This window comes from Lactobacillus jensenii DSM 20557, from assembly GCF_001436455.1.
Lineage (GTDB): Bacteria > Bacillota > Bacilli > Lactobacillales > Lactobacillaceae > Lactobacillus > Lactobacillus jensenii.
Genome location: NZ_AYYU01000009.1, coordinates 39350 through 58592, shown reverse-complemented (window position 1 = coordinate 58592; position 19243 = coordinate 39350). Strand labels below are relative to the sequence as shown.

Below are 19243 nucleotides of genomic sequence, written 5' to 3'. Positions count from 1 at the left end.
GTGGCTAAACGCGGCGGTCTGTAAAACCGCTCTCCCTGAGTTCGGTGGTTCGAATCCACTCTCCTCCATAATAGGGATATAGTTTAAAGGTAGAACAACGGTCTCCAAAACCGTTGGTGTGGGTTCAATTCCTACTATCCCTGTTAGTACTTCACGGCGGAATTGGTGAAGGGGTTAACACACCGGTTTGTGGATCCGGCATGCATGGGTTCGAATCCCATATTCCGCCCTAGAAATGAGATGCTGAAAGGCATCTTATTTCATACAATTGAAAAGCTAATGGCGGTGTAGCCAAGTGGTAAGGCAGAGGTCTGCAAAACCTTAATCGTCGGTTCGAGTCCGACCTCCGCCTTATTAAGCTGGTGTTAGCAAGTACTATGGCGGTGTGGCGGAATTGGCAGACGCGTCAGACTCAAAATCTGGTGTCCCTTGGGACGTATCGGTTCGACCCCGATCACCGCTATTTTTTATAAAAGCTCATGGATAAAGCCATGAGCTTTTTTTCTTGCTCAAATTGCAAGCTGTACAAGTTATCTCTATAATAGTAATCATGGAGGTTTTTTTATGAACATTGGGTTATATACGGATACTTACTTTCCACAAATTAGTGGTGTTGCTACCTCAATTCAAACTCTTAAAAGAGCTTTGGAAAAGCAAGGTCACAATGTTTTCATTTTTACAACTACAGATCCGCATGTGGGCAAAGGTGTTGTAGAGCCAAATGTATTTCGCTTTTCAAGTGTTCCTTTTATTTCCTTTACTGACCGAAGAATTGCTTTTAGGGGGCTTTTTGAGGCTACTAGAGTTGCTAAAGAAGTTCAACTTGATGTTGTTCACACCCAAACCGAATTTTCTATGGGACTTATTGGAAAATATGTTGCACATCAGCTTAATATTCCAGCAGTTCATACTTATCATACAATGTATGAAGATTACTTACACTATGTGCTCAATGGGAATTTACTACGCCCAGTGCATGTTAAGCAATTTACAAAAGCCTATTTGAAGAATATGGATGGCGTTATTGCACCTAGTAAACGTGTTGAAAAATTGCTAGATCGTTATGGTGTGCAGATTCCTATAAAAGTGATACCAACCGGAGTCGATATCGAGGCAATGAATGGAGACCAACGAAGAGACGTTCGACCAGAACTTGGCATTGCACCTGATGATTTAGTTATTTTGACTCTAAGTAGAATTGCAGCTGAAAAAAAGATAGATAGAATCCTTGATTTAATGCCTGAATTATTGGGACAATTTTCTAATTTAAAATTAGTAATTGCAGGTGACGGACCAGATGTTGATTTATTAAAGGATCAAGTGGAACGCTTATCAATTGAGGATTATGTGATTTTTACTGGTGATGTTCCTCATGAAGATGTAGGAAATTTCTATCGTATGGCTGATTTATTCGTTTCCGCAAGTGATACTGAAACTCAAGGGTTGACTTATATAGAGGCATTAGCAGCCGGAACTAAAAGTGTTATTTTTGATACAGATTATACGGAAAATGTTTTTGATGATGTTGAATTTGGGCAAGTATTCAATAGCCAAAGAGAAATGAAAGAAGCAATTATTTCTTATTTAAAGCAGGGTAAACAAGCTATTAATCCAACTAAATTAAAGACTAAATTAGAAAATATTTCGGCAACTCATTTTGGTAAAGAGGTAGTTGATTTTTATAAAGCTGCAATTGATGCCTATTCAAATAAAGAGGTAAATGATGATTAGAATTAACATGTTTTCTCAAGCAGATTCAGTTAAAGGACAAGGTGTGGGCAGCGCCTATCAAGAATTAATTAATCTGATGAGAACAAGATTAGTAGACGATTTTTATATGACGATTAATAAGTATGGCCAAAGTGATTTGACTCATTACCATACGATCAATCCAACTTATTTTCTTAATAGTTTTTCGCCTGCAAGAGGTAGAAAAATAGGCTATGTACATTTTTTACCTGAAACCTTAGAAGGCTCTATAAAACTACCAACACCGGCCAAGAATGCCTTTTATAATTATGTAATTAATTTTTATAAACGGATGGATCAAATAGTCGTAGTTAACCCAATATTCATTGATAAGTTAGTTGCTCATGGTCTTGACCGTAATAAGATTAAATATATTCCCAACTTTGTATCAAAAGACGAATTTTATACGAAAACTACAGTTGAAAAAAATGCTTTTCGTAATCAATTAGGAATACCTTTAGACAAGTTTGTCATTTTTGGTGATGGGCAAGTTCAAGAGCGAAAAGGTGTAGACGATTTTGCTAAATTGGCTGAAGCTAATCCAGATATCCAATTTATATGGGCAGGTGGCTTTTCATTTGGAAAAATTACCGATGGATATGAGCATTATCGTAATTTAGTAGAAAATCCGCCTAAGAACCTAATCTTTACTGGGATTGTAAAACGTGAAGAACTAGTTAATTATCTAAATATTGCTGATTTATTTTTACTACCTTCATTTGATGAATTATTCCCAATGTCTGTTTTAGAAGCCTTTTCTTGTGGCACACCAGTATTACTTAGAAATTTAGATTTATATAAAGCAATTATTGATGGCTATTATATGTATGGTACTGATTTTGGTACTTTAGACGAGAAAATTAGAGAAATCAAAGCTAATCCAGAGCTGTTGAAAAAATATGCTTCATTATCCACAAAGGCTAGTGAAAAGTATTCTGAAGAACATTTGGCTGAGATTTGGCGTAACTTTTATCTTGAGCAATATGAGCTTGGGGTTAAGCTAGGACAAATTCATTTATGAGAAAGAAATATTTTTTAGGTTTTATAGCTGTTTTAGCAATAAGTGCATTTGTACTATATTGGGATTTGAAGCAAACTAATTTTAAAGCCTTACTTTCAGCAAGCAAAAATATAAATTATAGTTTTATTATTTTGATTTTTTTAGTAATTTTATGTACATATCTTTGTGAAGCTTTGATTCTATTTGTTTTAGCAGGTAGGAAGAGATTTAGCGATTTAATTCATTTTTATCGTGTTCCATTGATTCAAGCCTTATTTAATGCAATTACGCCAATGGCCACTGGAGGGCAACCTGCCCAGCTAATTGCACTGAAACAAATGAAAATCGAATTAGGTCCAGCTAGTTCACTTTTGCTGATGAAGTTTATAATTTATCAGTTAGTAGTCTTTTGTGCCTATGTATGGGCTTTTTTTACTGGTCATCAATTATTAGGAGAAATGGATCACTTTAATATAGTTATTGTTATTAGTTTTTTAATCCATTTAAGTACAATTATCTTTTTACTTTTTGGTATGTTTGCAAGAAAGACTTTAAAGCGTATAGGTGCACTTCTTTTTAAATTAGGTGGATATTTTACATCTTCAAGAAAGTTAATTAACCTCCAAGAGAGTTTTGATCAACAGGTCGATGAATATTATCTTGAGAGTCAAAAATTATTTCAGCATAAAAAGAGTTTAGTAATCAGCTTTATTTTGACTTGTATTCAATTAACTTTATTTTACAGTGTGCCATTTTTAACCATAAAAGCCTTAAACTTGTCTGGAAGTTGGGTTGAATTAATGCACCTTAATATTTTAGTTGCACTATTTATGGCTGTCATTCCAATACCTGGTGCAAGTGGAGGAGCAGAGTTAGGATTTCAGACTTTATTCAAATTCTTTGTAAAAAATGGTGCTCAGTTAGTTTTAGGCATGTTCATTTGGAGATTTGCAACATATTTCTTTGGAATGCTTCTAGGAGTAATAGCTTGGCTAATTAGACCCAAAAAGAATATTAGGGGTTAATTTTTTGTTAAAAGCCTAAAGTAGTTAATATTGAAGTGTATTTAAGTAGTATTATCATAAGAGTTGATAATTAAAGATTGAGAGGAAAATTGGATGTCTCGTGCCAAAAAAATTGCCAATTGGCTCTTTCATACCAAGTTGGGTTATTTCTCAGTTGTCCTAACTTTATTTTGGATTAAAACATATCTAATCTATATAACTAAGTTTAGTTTAGGTGCGACTGGGGCGATGCAGAATTTCTTGCTGCTACTTAATCCAATTCCCGCTGGAATGTTATTACTAGGAATTGGACTCTTTGTTAAAGGGCGAAAGTCGTATTGGATTATTTGGATTATTGATTTCATTATGAGTTTTTGGCTTTTTGCCAATATCTTATATTATCGTGAGTTTTCAAATTTTTTGTCATTTGCGATAATGTCAACTTCCGGCTCAACATCTGATAATTTAGGAAAGAGTATAGCTGGAATTACTAAAGCTACTGATTTCTTAGTATTTTTAGATTTGGTAATTATTTTAGCGCTTATATTGTTTAAAGTGTTTAAAATTGATGTTCGACCATTAAAATTAAAAGTTACTAGCTTAATTGAGCTTTTAGCCCTAAGTTTAATGGCTTTGAATTTATTTATGGCCCAAAAAGATCGTTCAGGTTTATTAACTAGGACTTTTGATAATAACTATATCGTTAAGTACTTGGGGATGAACGAATATGCCTTATATGATGGGGTGAAAACTGCTCAAAATAATGCTGAGATGGCTAAAGCAAATGCCTCTGATCTAAAATCAGTTCAAGCTTATTTACAAAAACATCAAGTAACACCTAATGCTAGTTATACAGGTGTTGCTAAAGGTAAAAATGTTTTGATTATTCACTTGGAAAGTTTTCAACAATTTTTGATTGATTATAAATGGAAGGGTAAAGAAGTAACTCCTAATTTAAATAAGTTATATCACCAAAGTGATACCTTGAGTTTTGATAATTTCTTTAACCAAGTTGGTCAAGGTAAAACTTCTGATGCTGAATTAATGTTAGAGAATTCTTTATATGGACTTTCATCTGGTTCTGCAATGTCTAGTTATGGTACAGCAAATACTTTTGAAGCAGCTCCAGCTATTTTAGGACAAGACGGATATACAACAGCCGTTATGCATGGGGGAGAAGGTTCATTTTGGAATCGGAATAATGCATATAAGCAATTTGGTTATCAATATTTCATGCCATTATCTTATTATGTAAATAAGAAGAGTTATTATATTGGTTATGGATTAAAAGATAAAATTTTCTTCAGTCAATCTATTAAATATATTGAACGTTTACCACAACCATTTTATTTGAAGATGATTACGGTAACTAACCACTATCCTTATGAACTAGATAAGAAGAATCAATCAATCAGTAAAACTGATACAGGAGATTCTACAGTTGATGGCTATGTACAAACTGCTCATTATTTAGATCAAGCTATTGGTGAGTTAATGTCTTATTTAAAGAAGACTGGTCTGGAAAAGAACACAATGATTGTTCTGTATGGTGACCACTATGGTATTTCAGGAAACCACCACAAGGCAATGGCTCAGTTGCTCGATAAGAAGGGGTATAATGATTTTGATAATTTGCAACAACAACGTGTTCCGTTAATGATTCATATGCCGGGGTTAAAAGGTGGTATCAACCACACTTATGGTGGTGAAATTGATGTTTTACCAACTATTATGAACTTACTAGGATATAATGATACGAATACTATTCAATTTGGACATGATTTATTAGCTACTAATCGTGAGCAATTAGTTGTCCAACGTAATGGTGATTTTGTAACGCCGAAGTATAGTAAAGTTACTGGAACATATTATTATACTAAGACTGGAAAAAAGGTTAAAAATCCTTCTAAAAAGGTAAAAGAAGAATTAGCATCATTATCAAATCAGGTCACAACTCAATTATCACTCTCTGATCGTGTGATTCGGGGCAATTTATTACGTTTCTATCATCCTTCATGGTTTAAACCAGTAAATGCTAAAGATTATAACTATCAGAAAAAGATTGCCTTGAAGAACTTATATGCAGAAGATAAAAAGAAAAAATCTAGTCTATGGTATCAAAATGGTAAAAAGACTACCCAAAGTGACTTTACAACTGATGCACCGGAGTTAAAAAAGAGTAGTAATTAAAAAATATAAGTAAAGAGTCTATTTTTAGGCTCTTTTTTCTTCAAAAAATGTTATGATGAAAAAGATTAAATTGAAAAATAGTATTGGAGTATAAAAATGCTAGATAAAACAAAACAATATTGGTTCATTGGAATTAAAGGTACAGGTATGGCTTCATTAGCCTTAATTATGCACGATTTAGGTTTTAATGTTGCTGGTAGTGATATTGACATGGAAACTTTCACACAAAAGCCACTTGAAGATAAAGGAATTGTGATTAAGAGTTTTAATAGAGATAATATCACCCCTGCACAAGTTATCGTTAAAGGAAATGCCTTTAAAGAAGAAAACCCAGAAGTTGCAGCTGCTTTAGAAATGAAAGTGCCAATGCATTCATATCCAGATACAGTTGAAGAAATTATTCAACAATACACAAGTATTGGTATTAGCGGTGCTCACGGTAAGACTTCAACTACTGCACTTTTATCACATGTTTTAACTGAAGCTGCTCCAACTTCATATTTAATTGGTGATGGTGAAGGTCGTGGTGTTAAAGATTCACGCTTCTTTGTTTATGAAGCAGATGAATATCGTCGTCACTTTTTGGCATATCACCCAGATTATCAAATTATGACAAATATCGACTTTGATCATCCAGATTATTTTAAAGATATTAATGATACGCAAAGTGCATTTCAATCTGCAGCTGATCAAACTAAAAAGGCACTTTTTGTTTGGGGCGATGATCCTCGCTTGCAAAAAATTGAAACAAAAATTCCTAAGTATACTTATGGCTTCAAGGATAGTGACGATTTTCAAGCTTATAACGTTAAGAAGTCAACTGATGGAACAAGTTTTAGTGTAAAGGCTCATGGCAAAGAAATTGGTGAATTTAAGACCCATTTATTTGGTGACCATAATATCATGAACTCTCTTGCCGTAATTGGAGTTGCATTAACTGAAGAAGTTCCAATGGAAGATATTCAAAAAGGATTGTTAACTTACGGTGGGGCAAAACGTCGTTTTAGTGAAAAAGACTTTGGTGATATTACTGTAATTGATGATTATGCTCACCACCCAACTGAAATGAGAGCAACTATTCAAGCTGCTAAGCAAAAGTTCCCAAATAAAAAATTGGTAGTTGTATTTCAACCTCATACCTATTCAAGAACTAAAGAGTTTGCCAGTGAATTTATTGAAATATTGCGTGGAGTTGATAAAGCTTATATTACCCCAATTTTTGGCTCAGCTCGTGAAAAGAGTGGCGATATTTCAAGTGAAGATTTAACAAGTCAAATTCCTGGTAGTGAAGTAATAGATATTGCTAATATCGCAGATTTAACTAAGAATCGTAATTCTGTAGTGGTATTTATGGGTGCTGGCGATATTGAAAAATATGAAGATGCCTTTGAAAAGTTAATTTAAGTTGAAAGCTAAGAGCCAAAAAGCTCTTAGCTTTTTTACTAGCTTGTAAACTGTTAAAATAAATATTTGTAATAATAGCTGTCTAATAAGAAGGAGAAAAATAATGGCAAATAAGAAATTACTTTTGATTGATGGAAATTCTGTTGCATTTAGGGCTTTTTATGCTCTTTATCGACAACTTGATCGTTTCCAAAATCCTGAAGGCTTGCACACTAATGCCATTTATGCCTTCAAAAATATGTTGGATGTAATTTTAAAACAAGAAAATCCTAGCCACGTATTGGTAGCGTTTGATGCTGGAAAAGTTACTTTTAGAACTAAATTATATTCTGACTATAAAGGTGGTCGTCAGAAAACTCCTGGCGAGTTATTAGAACAAATTCCTTATATTAAAGAAATGCTTAAGGATCTTGGAATTAAATCTTATGAACTTGTAAATTATGAAGCCGATGACATTATTGGAACATATTCCAAGATGGGTGAGGAAGCTGGTTATCAGGTTGCCATTGTTTCAGGAGATAAAGACCTTACGCAATTAGCAAGTGATTCAACTACCGTTTATGTTACAAAATCAGGTGTAAGTGAACTAGAAGCTTTTACACCTGAACATATGAAAGAAGTTAATGGTGTAACTCCGACGGAATTTATTGATATGAAGGCATTAATGGGTGATAATTCAGATAATTATCCTGGAGTTACTAAAGTTGGCCCTAAAACCGCTTCTAATTTGATTCAGAAATATGGTTCTGTTGAAAATATTTATAAGCATATTGACGAAATGAAAAAGTCGAAATTAAAAGAGAATTTAATCAATGACAAAGATAAGGCTTTTTTAGCCAAAACACTTGCAACCATTGATCGTACTTCACCAGTTGAATTTAAGCTTGATGAATTGAAGAAGCAAGAAACCAATGTAGTTGACTTGCGCAAGTTCTATGAACAGATGAACTTTAGACGTTTTTTAGCAGAGCTCAATAATTCTAATAGTGAAATTGGCGAAGTGAGCGATAAAAAAGTTGATTATATAGTTTTAGATGAACAAAACTTAAATAAGCTTCCAAATGTTAAATCTGAAGTTAGTTTTTATTTAGGGATGTTCGGTGAAAATTATCATTTGGCAGATTTTGTTGGTTTTAGTTTGAAAATGGGTGATAATGTCTATGTTTCAAATGACGTATCATTATTGACTAAGCAGCCTTTGCAAACTTTACTAGAAGATCAAGCAGTTAATAAAAATGTTTTTGATTTAAAAAGAACAATTGTTGGCTTACATCGATTGGGAATAAAAGCTAATAACATCAACTATGATATGTTGTTAGCCTCATATTTGGTAAATAATGAGAATAATTCAAATGACTTAGGAGAGATTTGTCAATTATACAATTATTACGATTTGCAGCCAGATGTCGATATTTATGGAAAAGGTAAAAAAGCTGCAATACCGGATGAAGAAATCTTTTTTAATCATTTAGCTGGAAAAGTTTTAGCAATTGAAGCATTAAAACCAACTTTGCTGAAAAGATTGACTGAGCATGAGCAAGATGATTTATATGAAACCATTGAAATGCCAGTTGCTAACGTATTAGCTAAAATGGAAATCACAGGATTAAAAACTGATGCTAGTACATTAGTCCAATTAGGAAATGATTTTGGACAGCGACTTACTGAACTTGAAGCGGATATTTATCTTGAAGCTGGAGAAAGATTTAACATTAACTCACCTAAGCAATTAGGGCAAATCTTATTTGAAAAGCTAGAGCTTCCACCAATTAAGAAAACTAAGACAGGTTATTCTACTTCAGTTGAAGTGTTAGAACAGTTAAAAGATCAATCACCGATTGTTCAAAAAGTATTAGATTATCGACAAATTGCCAAAATTCAATCAACTTATGTCAAAGGATTGCTTGATGTAATTCAACCCGATGGACGAGTACATACTCGTTACCAACAAACTTTAACAGCAACTGGTCGACTATCATCAGTTGATCCAAATTTACAAAATATCCCCGTTCGTTTAGAAGAGGGAAAAAAGATTCGTAAAGCATTTATTCCTTCAAATAAAGATGGATATATCTTTTCTTGTGACTACTCACAAGTTGAGTTGCGAGTTCTAGCCCATGTTTCAGGTGATGAAAATATGCAAGAAGCCTTTAAGACTGGCTATGACATCCACGCTCATACTGCAATGAAGATTTTCCACTTAGATTCTCCAGATGAAGTAACACCAAATATGCGTAGACATGCCAAGGCTGTTAACTTTGGAATTGTCTATGGTATTAGTGATTACGGCTTATCTAAAAACTTAGGGATTAGCCGTAAGCAAGCTAAAGAATTTATTGACAATTATTTTGAACAATATCCTAAAATTAAAGATTACATGGATAAGGAAATTAATTTTGCCCGTGAAAAAGGTTACGTTGAAACCATTATGCATCGTCGACGTTATTTGCCAGATATTCATGCTAAAAACTTTAATGTTCGATCTTTTGCAGAAAGAACCGCCATTAACTCACCAATTCAAGGTGGGGCCGCTGATATTATTAAAATAGCAATGATTAATATGCAGAAAAAACTTGATGAATTGAATCTTAAAAGCAAAATGTTGATTCAAGTTCATGACGAGTTGATTTTTGATGTTCCTGCTGATGAATTAGAAACTATAAAGAAAGTTGTACCAGAAGTAATGCAAAACGCAGTTCATTTAGATGTACCACTTGTTGCAGATTCTAATTGGGGACATGACTGGTATGAAGCAAAGTAAAGGAGTAGCAATATGCCTGAAATGCCAGAAGTTGAAACAGTACGTAAAACATTAACTGAATTAGTTTTAGGTAAGACAATAGAAAAGGCAAAGGTGTGGTATCCGAATATAATCATAGGGGACAGCGAATCTTTTTGTAATCAATTAAAGAAAAAGAAAATTATAAAAATTGATCGTTATGCAAAATTCTTACTTTTTAGACTAAGTGACAATATAACGATTGTTTCCCATTTGCGAATGGAAGGTAAGTACCGTTTAGCAACTCCACATGAAGAAAAAAATAAACATGATCATGTAGAATTTATTTTTACTGATGGAACTAGTTTGCGCTACAACGATGTAAGAAAATTTGGGCGTATGCAACTTGTTGAAACAGGAACTGAAAAGCAAAAGACAGGAATAAAGAAGTTAGGACCGGAGGCATTAAGTGAAGGCTTTACTTTAAGTTATTTCCAAAGGGCGTTGAGGAACAAAAAGAAGAATATTAAAGCTGTTTTGCTAGATCAAAATGTAGTTTCAGGTTTGGGAAATATTTATGCTGATGAAACTTTATGGTTAAGTAAAATTAATCCTGAGCGACCAGGAAACTCGCTATCTTGTGATGAGATAACGAGCTTATACAAAGCCATTAATCAAGTTATTTCCCAGGCAATAAAAGCTCATGGAACAACTGTCCACTCATTTTTAGATGCGGAAGGGCAAACAGGTGGTTATCAAAAATATCTAAAAGTGTATGGCAGGGCTGGTAAAAAATGCTTTAGATGTGGCGCGACTTTACAAAAAAATCATATTGCTGGTCGCGGAACGACTTTTTGCCCTAAATGCCAAGAGGTGAAGTAATGACTTTTTATTTAGCTATAACAGGTGGTATTGCCTCAGGAAAAACAACAGCTGATAACTATTTTAAAGAGCTAGGGCTGCCAGTTATTGATAGTGATGAAATAGCTCATAACCTACTTAAAAGAAATACAGAAGTTACGAAACAAATTTGTCAACTTTTTGGTCAATCGTGTATCCTTCCTAGTGGCGATGTTAATAGAAAGGAACTAGGTCGACTTGTCTTTAATGATTCAGAAAAGTTAAAGCTACTAAATCAGATAACGCATCCAGCCATTTTTGCTGAAATTAAAAGGAAAAAAGCTGCTATTAAATCTGGAATCTGTGTGGTTGATATTCCTTTACTTTTTGAAAGCAAACAGCAGAAATATTATGATGCAAGTTTGCTGATATATGTGCCTGAACAGGTTCAATTAGAGCGTTTAATGAGACGAGATAATTTAGATAGAGAACATGCTATGGCAAAAATTAAGAGTCAGATGTCAACAAATATGAAATTAAAATTAGCCACCTATAGCGTTGCGAATACTGGTACAATAGAAGTATTACAAGATAAGCTTAATAAAATTTTACAAGAGGTAAAGGAGAAAGAAGATGCAATGTCCAAATTGTCATAAAAATTCTTCTAAAGTTATTGATTCACGGCCAACTGATGAAGGAAGAACTATTAGACGGCGGAGAGAATGTGAAAATTGTGGGTATCGTTTTACCACTTTTGAACGCGTTGAACAAACGCCTCTATTAGTTATAAAGAATGATGGAACTCGTGAACCATTTGATAGGGAAAAGATTTTACGTGGTGTTGCTGCAGCAGCTCAAAAACGTCCAGTTACTAGTGAACAATTAGATGAACTAGTTGACCATGTTGAAAATGAAATCAGAAAACAGGGAGTTAGCGAAATTTCATCTAAAGAAATTGGTAAATTGGTGATGAACGAATTGGTAAATGTTGATGACGTTGCTTATATTCGTTTTGCAAGTATTTATCGTCAGTTCCAAGATATTTCTGGTTTCATGAAGACAATGAAAGATATCATGGATAAACATGAACACTCAAATTAAAAACGAAGTGAGATAAATGTATAAAAACGCTGATCCTAGATTAACGTATTTTGTTTTAAATAGAGTTGATTTAGCAAAAAAACAAGAGCAAGTGTTGACTCGTTTATACCAGCCGCTAATTGGCCCGGTTGCAATGTCATTATATTTAACTTTAGTTGATGACTATCAACATGTACCAATTAAAAGCCAAGGAAAAAGACTGTATCAATTACAAGAAATATTAGATATAAAGTTAGAAGATATTTTTAAGAGTTTACATAAGCTAGAAGCAACTGGGTTAGTCAAAACTTTTCATGGTGAAATGCTGGGAGTGGGAGATTATTTAGCGTTTCAGCTAATTGATATACCTGAAGCAAGTGAGTTTTTTAAGACTCTTTTGTTAAGCAGCTTATTACTTGAAAAAGTAGGAACTACAAGATTTCAAAGCTTGAATAAGGAATTTAATCCTACTTTACCTGGATTTATCAAAGATGGTAGGGATGTTTCAGCTGACTTTTTTGATGTTTTTCGTCTATCAGCAGAAAAAGCTATTAATCCTGATGAACAAGTTTTAAATGCTGCTAATTTAGCAGATCAAAAAGCAGCTGATTTAGTAAAAGATAAAATGAGTCCAATTGACTGGAATTTTGTAAAAGAACTTTTTAGTAAATATGGGATTTCAGCTAACGAAGTAGATAGTCATGCAGGGCAAATGGCTCAATTGATGCATTTTTATGGCCTTTCTGAACAAGATTTTGTTAATCAAGTTGCAACGACTATTATTGCGGGGCAAGACCAACTAAATATTAAGCAGATGCAGTATCGCTTAAATGAATTAGCTACTCAAAATCATAGTCAAAAACAAATAGCTCAAGCTTTTAAACGTGGTAATGTACAAAATAATTCACCAGTTAGTTTAAATCAAAGTGAACGGGAATTGTTGGAGATGGCCCAAAGCTTAAGTCCCTTGAAGTTTTTAGAAACTTTGAAATCACAAAAGGGTGGTTTTGTTACATATAATGAGCGTAATGTTATTCGCCGTTTGCAACTTAATTACAATTTGCCTGATGCATGGGTTAATATTTTGATTAAAACATGCTTAGATTATGATTCAGTTTTATCTGACAATATTACTGGACGTATTGCCAATTCTTGGCTTCAGCACCAAGTAACTACACCTGAAGCTGCTCTTAAATTTACGCGTGAGTGGCAGAAGCGAAAAGCAAATAATTTTAGTAAAAAAAGAGTTGAAAAGGGAACGAACTGGAAGAAGAAGATTGCTCAGGATAAGATTGATAAAAAAGGCGGTACAAGCTCCGCTGATGATCAAGATTTGTCTGAAATAATGAAAAATTTACAGAAGTTTGATCCAAAGGATTAGGTTATGGAAAAAATTAACGATTTGCTAGGTAATGCTTTTACTCAGCATAACAAAGATAGAAAGATTGATAGCAAAGCTTTGATTAATGAAGCCTTGCAAGACTCAGAAGTACAAGCTTTTATTAAACAAAATCAGGTACCTAAGGAAGTTGTGCTCTCAAGTTTGAATAATATCTTTCAATTTCATCAACAAAAAGAAGCTGCCAAAACTGGCTCTAATCCCATCCCAGGCTATTTACCTAAGCTTATTTTGCATGGTTCGACGATTGATTTGGCTTATGCTCCAACCAAAGAAAAAAGTAAAGAATTGGTAAGGCAAAAAGCTAGTCGACATTTGGAATTAATAGACATTCCCAAAAGATATCGCAATGTTACAAGTAAAGATATTATTGCAAATGAAGATCGCAAAGCAGCCATTATAGCAATTAATAATTTTTTGATGGAAATTCAAGGCCATGAATATAAGCAAGGACTTTACCTCCAAGGTGACTTCGGTGTAGGAAAAACTTATTTATTAGCTTGGCTTGCAAGAGCTTTGGCTGAGATGGGGAAAAAGGTTATCTTTTTGCATACCCCTAGCTTTTTCGCTAATTTGAGTACTCATATTAAAGAACAAAATCTTGATGAAGAAATCAACCGAATTAGTCAGGCAGATATTTTGATTCTTGATGATATTGGCGCTGAAAGTTTATCTCAGTGGTCAAGGGATGATGTCTTAGGGGTTATTTTGCAATATCGGATGGATAATCTTTTACCTACTTTCTTTAGCTCTAATTTAAGTTTTGATGATTTGGAAAAGCATTTTGAAGAAACTCGTAATAATATTGAGCCAGTTAAGGCTAAACGCTTGATGCAACGCATTAAGTTTTTAGGCAAAGAAGTAGATGTTGGTGGTAAAAATCTTCGTTTAGATGATTAGTTGTAGGGATGGAGATATGATTATGAGACGTTTTATGCAGGTTCGCGGTGGTGCTGGCGATTTAACTAAAGCAGATGTTAATGCTAGTCCAAAGGATAATTTATATTTAGCTGTTAATTCAACATGGCAAAAAGATGCTGTCATTCCTGAAGACCGAACTGAAATTGGGGTAAACACCGAAATTGATATGCGAATTGAAAAACGCATGAAAGATGATCTTGAAGCTTTGATAGCCGGCAAAGAAGACGTAAATAGTGTACCTAATTTAGCTAAAGCAGTTACTTTTTATCAAGTGGCGCTAAATCTTGATAAGAGAAATGCTGACAAGACTTTGCCAATTCAAAAGGATTTACATGAGTTATTGGACTTAAAAAATTTCTCTGCTTTTAATACCTTAGCTTCCAAGAATTTAACCCAGATTCTCAATTCAGCAGTAATATTGCCATTTGCCTTTGAAGTCGATACAGATATGAAAGATACTCAAAAGCATGCCTTATACTTTGCTGGACCAGGTACGTTCTTACCTGATACTACTTCATACAAGTCACCTGATGCCGAAAAGTTATTAGATATTTTAGCTGAACAAACTGAAAAAATACTTGAAATGGCCGGTGTTTCAAAAGTAGAAGCTAAGAACTTAGTCAAAGATGGTTTAGCTTTTGATCAAAAGCTAGCACAAGTTGTAAAGTCAACTGAAGAATGGTCTGATTATCCAGCTTGCTATAACCCATTAGCTCTTGATGAATTCTTAAGTAAGTTTAAGTCATTTACCATTAAGACTTATCTTGAAAACTTACTAGAGAAATTACCAGAACGGGTTATTGTTATGGAACCTCGCTATTTAGATAAAATTGAAACCTTATTCAATCCTGATAATTTCACTCAAATTAAGGGTTGGATGGTAATGAAGTTTATTAATAATAGTGCTAGATTCCTTTCTCAGGAAATGCGAGAGGCTTCTTTCTCATTCCATCAGGCAATTAGTGGGATGGCTGAATTGCCTTCAGTTCAAAGACAAGCCTACTATTTAACTAATGGCTTCTTTGATGAAGTTTTAGGTGTCTTTTATGGTCAAAAGTATCTAGGTAAAGCAGCTAAGGCTGATATTACTCAGATGATTAAGCAAATGATCAAGGTGTACGAAGACCGAATTCAAAATAATACTTGGCTTTCACAAGCAACCAAAGACAAGGCAATTGTTAAGTTAAATGCCTTAGTTTTAAAGATCGGCTATCCAGAAAAATTAGAAACAATTTATGATGAATTAACAGTTGATCCTGAATTAAGTCTTTACGAAAATGAAAAGGAATGCACCCTTATTAAGGCTAAATATCAATTAGCTAAGTTATTTAAGCCAGTTAACCGCAATACTTGGCTCATGCCAGGTAACATGAATAACGCTTGCTATGACCCGCAAAGAAACGACATAACTTTCCCTGCCGGGATTTTGCAGGCACCATTTTATGACTTAAAGCAAAGTCGCTCTGCTAACTATGGCGGAATCGGGGCGACTATTGCACATGAAATTTCACACGCTTTTGACAACAATGGTGCTAAATTTGACGAACTAGGCAATTTAACTAATTGGTGGACTAAACAAGACTTCGATGAGTTTGAAAAGCGGACGCAAGCTGCAGTCGACTTATATGATGGCGTTCAATATGGTCCAAGTAAATTAAATGGTAGACAGATTGTTGCTGAAAACATTGCAGACTTAGGTGGTTTAACTTGTGCAATTCAAGCAAATAAATTGGAAAATGGTAACATGAAAGAGCTATTTGAAAATTATGCTTGTTCATGGGCTCAACTTCAGCGTCCAGCAGCTATTAAGACTGAAGTTAGTGTTGATGTGCATGCACCACAGCCTACTAGAGTTAATTTACCAGTTCAATGTCAGCTAGAATTTTATGAAACTTATCAAGTAAGTCAAAATGACGGCATGTGGCTTGATCCTGATAAGCGAGTTAAAATTTGGTAGCAAGAATTTAATTAAAAGACTTGCATCATATTTTTGACGGGGTATAATTTTATCTTAGATAAAAGACATGATGCTATTTGCCTCAGAGAGAGGGGCCTAGTTCTGAAAGCCCCCATTAAAATAGCACCCCACCTTTTTTCTTGAAGATGTTAATAAACTTGGTTTGATCCCAATATCGATCTATTTGAGAGCGTATTTTTGTACGCTAAATTTGGGTGGAACCACGATAATATTCGTCCCAGCGTGAGATTTTCTCATGCTGGGGCTTTTTTTGTTTCCGGAGGTTTTTAGATGAGTTTTTCAATTACTTTACCAGATGGCTCAAAGAAAGACTTTGATCAAGCCGTTTCAGTATTAGATTTAGCCAAGGGTATTTCTACTTCTCTTGGTAAGGCTGCTGTAGCTGCAAAAGTTGATGGCGAAGTTAAGTCAGTAAACTTCATGCTTGAAAAAGATAGTGAAGTTGCAATTTTGACTGATAAAGATGAAGCTGGTTTGGCAGTTTTACGTGATACTGTTGCCTTTTTACTTGAAGCAGCAGCTCAAGCTAAGTACCCAGAACTTCGCTTAGGTGAACATGAAGCAAATGAAGATGGCTTCTTCGTAGATACTGACAAAGAAGACCAAATTAAGGTAACTGAATTACCAGAATTAGAAAAGGCAATTGCTAAGTTAATTAAGAATGGTCAAGCAATTGAACCAGTAATGGTTAAGAAGAGTGAACTTGAAGCTCAATTTAAGAATGATCCATTCAAGATGGAACTTCTTAAGAGCGAAGGCGATGAAGTTGCTGCCTTCAAGATGGGTGACTTTGTCGACTTTGGCTTTGCTGCATTATTGCCAAACTCAGGTAAGGTAAAGCACTTCAAGTTATTATCAGTAGCTGGTGCTTACTGGCAAGGGAAGAGTTCTAACCCAATGCTTCAAAGATTATTCGGTACTGCTTTCTTTAAGGAAGCAGATCTTGAAGCAGACCTTAAGCGTCGTGCTGAAATTAAGGAACGTGACCACAGAACTATCGGTCGTGATCTTGACCTCTTCTTTGTAGATCCTAAGGTTGGTGCAGGTCTTCCTTACTGGATGCCAAAGGGTGCAACTATTCGTCGCGTTATTGAACGTTACATCATCGATAAAGAATTAGCTGATGGTTACCAACACGTATACACTCCAGTTTTAATGAACCTTGATGCTTACAAGACTTCAGGCCACTGGGCACACTACCGTGAAGACATGTTCCCACCAATGGATATGGGTGATGGCGAAATGCTTGAATTACGTCCTATGAACTGCCCAAGCCACATTCAAGTTTACAAGCACCACATTCGTTCATACCGTGAATTACCAATCAGAATTGCTGAACTTGGTATGATGCACCGTTATGAAAAATCAGGTGCCCTTTCAGGTCTTCAACGTGTACGTGAAATGACTTTGAACGATGGTCACACATTTGTAGCCTTAGAACAAGTTCAAGAAGAATTTGCTAAGATTTTGAAGTTAATCATGGATGTATACAAGGACTTTGACATTACTGATTACTACTTCAGATTGTCATACCGTGATCCAAAGAACACTGACAAGTACTTTGCAAATGACGAAATGTGGGAAAGAAGTCAAAAGATGCTTAAGGGTGCTATGGATGACTTAGGCCTTGACTACGTTGAAGCAGAAGGTGAGGCAGCATTCTACGGTCCTAAGCTTGATATTCAAACTAAGACTGCCTTGGGTAACGATGAAACTATGTCAACTATCCAACTTGACTTCATGCTTCCAGAAAGATTTGACTTGTCATACGTTGGTCAAGATGGCGAAGAACACCGTCCTGTTATGATTCACCGTGGTATTGTTGGTACTATGGAAAGATTCATTGCTTACTTGACTGAAATCTACAAGGGTGCTTTCCCAACTTGGCTTGCACCAGAACAAGTTGAAATTATCCCAGTTAACTTAGATGCTCATGGTGAATACGCTAAGAAGGTTCGTGATGAATTACTTAAGCACGGCTTCAGAGCAGAAGTTGACTTTAGAAATGAAAAGATGGGTTACAAGATTCGTGAATCTCAAACTCAAAAGGTACCTTACACTTTAGTATTAGGTGACGATGAAATGAACAGTAACGCCGTAAACGTTCGTCCTTACGGTACTGAAAAGCAAGAATCAATGAGCTTAGATCAATTTATCAATGAATTACAAGCTGATGTAGATTCATATTCAAGAGAAAAGTAATCAATATTTGAAATTAATTTAGAGCTTGACTGGTATAGCTGGATAAAGTATAATGTTTAACTAGTTGAGAACAAGAAGAAGCTCCCGCTTCTCGCCTAAGTTAAAGATAAAACCTCTAGGCTAATCGATAATTTCTGTTGATTAAAGGCGGGTTGTTTTATCCATACCCGCTTTTTTCTTGTCCTCAAATTAACATGGAGGTGAATCGTTATACCACGGAATTTAATTTTAAACGAAAGCATTCGCGCACGCGAAGTTCGTTTGATTGGCGAAGATGGTGAACAAGTTGGTGTCGTTTCTAAAAACGAGGCCTTAAACCAAGCAGCCGATGCAGATTTAGATTTAGTACTTATTTCTCCAAATGCCAAGCCACCAGTAGCTCGCATTATGGACTATGGTAAGTATCGCTTCGAACAACAAAAGAAGCTTAAGGAATCACGTAAGAAGTCAAAGACTGTTAGTGTTAAGGAAATTCGTTTAAGTCCAACTATTGAAGGTAACGACTTCGACACTAAGTTGAACCATGTTCGAAAGTTCTTAAGCAAGGAAGGCGCTAAGGTACGCGTTTCTATTCGCTTTAGAGGTCGAGCAATCACTCATACTGAATTAGGACTTGAAGTATTAGAGAAGATGGCAGAAGCAACTAAGGATATTGCTAATGTTACTGCTAAGCCTAAGATGGAAGGCAGAAGTATGTTCTTAATGCTTGCTCCTAAGAGTGAAAAGGATAAGAAGTAAAAAAAACTTGTTAATTGGA

The 19243-nt window shown here is 34.8% G+C and carries 14 protein-coding genes, 4 tRNA genes and 1 other annotated feature; all 18 genes read left to right on the top strand.

What is annotated here, in order from left to right:
- The first annotated feature begins 72 nt into the window (after positions 1–72).
- The 18 genes from FC45_RS03850 (at position 73) to infC (ending at position 19224) form a co-directional block, all read left to right on the top strand.
- Positions 73–143 (top strand) — tRNA-Trp (locus FC45_RS03850).
- A 13-nt stretch (positions 144–156) separates the two neighbouring features.
- Positions 157–229, top strand: a tRNA-His gene (locus FC45_RS03845).
- 52 nt (positions 230–281) lie between these two features.
- Positions 282–352 (top strand) — tRNA-Cys (locus FC45_RS03840).
- Positions 353–379: 27 nt separating this feature from the next.
- Positions 380–463, top strand: a tRNA-Leu gene (locus FC45_RS03835).
- A 101-nt stretch (positions 464–564) separates the two neighbouring features.
- Entirely contained in the window at positions 565–1731 is a 1167-nt protein-coding gene (locus FC45_RS03830) for a glycosyltransferase family 4 protein (RefSeq protein WP_006584425.1), read from the top strand.
- A complete protein-coding gene (locus FC45_RS03825; RefSeq protein ID WP_006584426.1) occupies positions 1724–2770 on the top strand; it encodes a glycosyltransferase family 4 protein in 1047 nt (348 codons plus the stop codon). The genes FC45_RS03830 and FC45_RS03825 overlap by 8 nt, the downstream gene beginning before the upstream one ends.
- Positions 2767–3774, top strand: a complete 1008-nt coding sequence (locus FC45_RS03820; RefSeq protein WP_006588279.1) for a lysylphosphatidylglycerol synthase transmembrane domain-containing protein — start codon at positions 2767–2769, stop codon at positions 3772–3774. Before FC45_RS03825 ends, FC45_RS03820 begins: the two co-directional genes overlap by 4 nt.
- A 93-nt stretch (positions 3775–3867) precedes the next feature.
- Positions 3868–5943 (top strand): LTA synthase family protein, encoded by a 2076-nt coding sequence (locus tag FC45_RS03815; protein WP_006584427.1) that lies wholly within the window; start codon positions 3868–3870, stop codon positions 5941–5943.
- 96 nt (positions 5944–6039) lie between these two features.
- Entirely contained in the window at positions 6040–7347 is a 1308-nt protein-coding gene (murC, locus tag FC45_RS03810; protein ID WP_006588278.1) for a UDP-N-acetylmuramate--L-alanine ligase, read from the top strand.
- Positions 7348–7450: 103 nt separating this feature from the next.
- Positions 7451–10108 (top strand): DNA polymerase I, encoded by a 2658-nt coding sequence (gene polA / locus FC45_RS03805; RefSeq protein ID WP_006588893.1) that lies wholly within the window; start codon positions 7451–7453, stop codon positions 10106–10108.
- Positions 10109–10120: 12 nt separating this feature from the next.
- Complete coding sequence (gene mutM, locus FC45_RS03800; RefSeq protein WP_006588276.1) at positions 10121–10948, top strand: DNA-formamidopyrimidine glycosylase; 828 nt, start codon at positions 10121–10123, stop codon at positions 10946–10948.
- A complete protein-coding gene (gene coaE / locus FC45_RS03795) occupies positions 10948–11562 on the top strand; it encodes a dephospho-CoA kinase (protein WP_006588275.1) in 615 nt (204 codons plus the stop codon). The genes mutM and coaE overlap by 1 nt, the downstream gene beginning before the upstream one ends.
- The gene (gene nrdR / locus FC45_RS03790) at positions 11540–12007 is read left to right on the top strand and encodes a transcriptional regulator NrdR (protein WP_006584429.1); all 468 of its coding nucleotides are present in this window, start codon (positions 11540–11542) and stop codon (positions 12005–12007) included. The genes coaE and nrdR overlap by 23 nt, the downstream gene beginning before the upstream one ends.
- Before the next feature lie 16 nt (positions 12008–12023).
- Positions 12024–13367 (top strand): DnaD domain protein, encoded by a 1344-nt coding sequence (locus FC45_RS03785; protein WP_006588274.1) that lies wholly within the window; start codon positions 12024–12026, stop codon positions 13365–13367.
- Between the two features lie 3 nt (positions 13368–13370).
- Positions 13371–14285: a primosomal protein DnaI gene (gene dnaI, locus FC45_RS03780; RefSeq protein WP_006588273.1), complete on the top strand. Its 915-nt coding sequence runs from the start codon at positions 13371–13373 to the stop codon at positions 14283–14285.
- 22 nt (positions 14286–14307) lie between these two features.
- Complete coding sequence (locus FC45_RS03775; protein ID WP_006588272.1) at positions 14308–16263, top strand: M13 family metallopeptidase; 1956 nt, start codon at positions 14308–14310, stop codon at positions 16261–16263.
- Positions 16264–16554: 291 nt separating this feature from the next.
- Positions 16555–18486: a threonine--tRNA ligase gene (thrS, locus tag FC45_RS03770; protein ID WP_006584432.1), complete on the top strand. Its 1932-nt coding sequence runs from the start codon at positions 16555–16557 to the stop codon at positions 18484–18486.
- A gap of 66 nt (positions 18487–18552) precedes the next feature.
- Positions 18553–18671 (top strand) — a sequence feature (ribosomal protein L20 leader region).
- A 25-nt stretch (positions 18672–18696) separates the two neighbouring features.
- Positions 18697–19224, top strand: a complete 528-nt coding sequence (infC, locus tag FC45_RS03765) for a translation initiation factor IF-3 (RefSeq protein WP_075362502.1) — start codon at positions 18697–18699, stop codon at positions 19222–19224.
- The last annotated feature ends 19 nt before the right edge of the window (positions 19225–19243 follow it).